The organism is Streptococcus mitis (genome assembly GCF_001579035.1).
Taxonomy (GTDB): Bacteria; Bacillota; Bacilli; order Lactobacillales; family Streptococcaceae; genus Streptococcus; species Streptococcus mitis_J.
The window spans coordinates 1-2,402 of record NZ_KQ970285.1 but is presented as its reverse complement, the minus strand read 5'-3'; the positions used below and the strand labels follow the sequence as shown (position 1 = coordinate 2,402).

The window sequence follows — 2,402 nt, the reverse complement described above, 5'->3', positions numbered from 1 at the left end:
CCGATGAGTTTGGACGTAGTAAGGCTAAAGCTGCAAATAAAGAAGATATTAAAGTAAGATTTTCAGATGTTGCTGGAGCTGAGGAAGAAAAACAAGAACTAGTTGAAGTTGTTGAATTCTTAAAAGATCCAAAACGATTTACAAAACTTGGAGCCCGTATTCCAGCAGGTGTTCTTTTGGAGGGACCTCCGGGAACAGGTAAGACTTTGCTTGCTAAGGCAGTTGCTGGAGAAGCAGGCGTTCCATTCTTTAGTATCTCAGGTTCTGACTTTGTAGAAATGTTTGTCGGAGTTGGAGCTAGTCGTGTTCGTTCTCTTTTTGAAGATGCCAAAAAAGCAGCGCCAGCCATCATCTTTATCGATGAAATTGATGCTGTTGGTCGCCAACGTGGTGTCGGCCTCGGTGGAGGAAATGATGAACGTGAGCAAACCTTGAACCAACTCTTGATTGAGATGGATGGTTTTGAGGGGAATGAAGGGATTATCGTCATTGCTGCGACAAACCGTTCAGATGTACTAGACCCTGCCCTTTTACGTCCAGGACGTTTTGATAGAAAAGTATTGGTTGGCCGTCCTGATGTTAAGGGGCGTGAAGCAATCTTGAAAGTTCATGCTAAGAACAAGCCTTTAGCAGAAGATGTTGATTTGAAATTAGTTGCTCAACAAACTCCAGGTTTTGTTGGTGCTGATTTAGAGAATGTCTTGAATGAAGCGGCTCTAGTTGCTGCTCGTCGCAATAAATCGATAATTGATGCCTCAGATATTGATGAAGCAGAAGATAGAGTTATTGCTGGACCTTCTAAGAAAGATAAGACAGTTTCACAAAAAGAACGTGAATTAGTTGCTTACCATGAGGCAGGGCATACCATTGTAGGTCTAGTCTTGTCGAATGCCCGCGTTGTCCATAAGGTTACAATTGTACCACGTGGCCGCGCAGGTGGTTACATGATTGCACTTCCTAAGGAAGACCAAATGCTTCTATCCAAAGAAGATATGAAAGAGCAATTGGCTGGCTTAATGGGTGGACGTGTAGCTGAAGAAATTATCTTTAATGTCCAAACTACAGGAGCTTCAAACGACTTTGAACAGGCGACACAAATGGCGCGTGCAATGGTTACAGAGTACGGTATGAGTGAAAAACTTGGTCCGGTACAATATGAGGGTAATCATGCCATGTTTGGTGCACAAAGCCCTCAAAAATCAATTTCAGAACAAACAGCTTATGAAATTGACGAAGAGGTTCGTTCATTATTGAATGAAGCACGAAATAAAGCTGCTGAAATTATTCAGTCAAATCGTGAAACTCACAAGTTGATTGCAGAAGCATTATTGAAATACGAAACATTGGATAGTACACAAATTAAAGCTCTTTACGAAACAGGAAAGATGCCTGAAGCAGTAGAAGAGGAATCTCATGCACTATCCTATGATGAAGTAAAGTCAAAAATGAATGACGAAAAATAACCCTGAGAGAGGCCCGTCCTCTCTTTTTTGTGCAGTTGAGACGGTGTAGAGAACAGAATGGATGAAATGTGCCAAAAGTGTTTCTGGATCTGTTAGACTGTACACAGAAAGGGGAAAAGAATGCTTAAAGAATTGTATGAAGAAGTCCAAGGAATTGTATACAAGTGTAGAAATGAATATTACCTTCATTTATGGGAGTTATCGGACTGGGATCAAGAGGGAATGATATGTCTACATGAATTGATTAGTAGAGAAGAAGGGCTTGTAGAAGATATCCCTCGTTTAAGGAAATATTTCAAAACCAGGTTTCGAAATCGAATTTTAGACTATATCCGTAAACAAGAGAGCCACAAACGAAGATATAATAAAGAACCTTATGAAGAAGTGGGTGAGATAAGTCATCGTATAAGTGAGGGCGGTCTGTGGCTAGATGATTATTATCTCTTTCATGAAACACTAAGAGATTATAGAAACAAACAAACTAAAGAGAAACGAGAAGAGTTAGAACGCGTCTTAAGAAATGAACGTTTCCGAGGGCGTCAAAGAGTGTTAAGAGACTTACGTATTGTGTTTAAAGAGTTTGACATCCGTGCTCATTAGGAATTCATGCAAAAAAGTAAAAAAATTTTAAAAAAGGTGTTGACAAAGTTTGAAAAGTGGGTATAATAGTAAGAGTTGAAAATAACAACTCTGGTCCGTTGGTCAAGGGGTTAAGACACCGCCTTTTCACGGCGGTAACACGGGTTCGAATCCCGTACGGACTATGGTATGTTGCAGTTGGAAATACTTGATGAAAAAAGTTTAAAAAAGTTTCAAAAAAGTGTTGACAAACGAAAGTGACTGTGATATACTAAATTAGTTGTCGCTTGAGAGAAGCGAGTGACAAAGACCTTTGAAAACTGAACAAGACGAACCAATGTGCAGGGCACTACAACAACT

General features: G+C 40.0%; 1 protein-coding gene, 1 tRNA gene and 1 pseudogene. All 3 read left to right on the top strand.

Going from position 1 to position 2,402, the window contains the following annotated elements; genetic code table 11:
- Nucleotides 1–1,463: pseudogene (gene ftsH, locus SMIDD26_RS00015) on the top strand (ATP-dependent zinc metalloprotease FtsH); the annotation flags it as partial.
- A 120-nt stretch (nt 1,464–1,583) separates the two neighbouring features.
- Nucleotides 1,584–2,063, top strand: coding sequence for a sigma-70 RNA polymerase sigma factor region 4 domain-containing protein (locus SMIDD26_RS00010; protein ID WP_061438526.1), 480 nt, complete (start codon nt 1,584–1,586; stop codon nt 2,061–2,063).
- A gap of 92 nt (nt 2,064–2,155) precedes the next feature.
- Nucleotides 2,156–2,227, top strand: a tRNA-Glu gene (locus tag SMIDD26_RS00005).
- Nucleotides 2,228–2,402: the final 175 nt, after the last annotated feature.

Bases quoted from the DNA above. Each gene is read 5' to 3' on its own strand.
- SMIDD26_RS00010 (WP_061438526.1), top strand. From the start codon at position 1,584: ATGCTTAAAGAATTGTATGAAGAAGTCCAAGGAATTGTATACAAGTGT.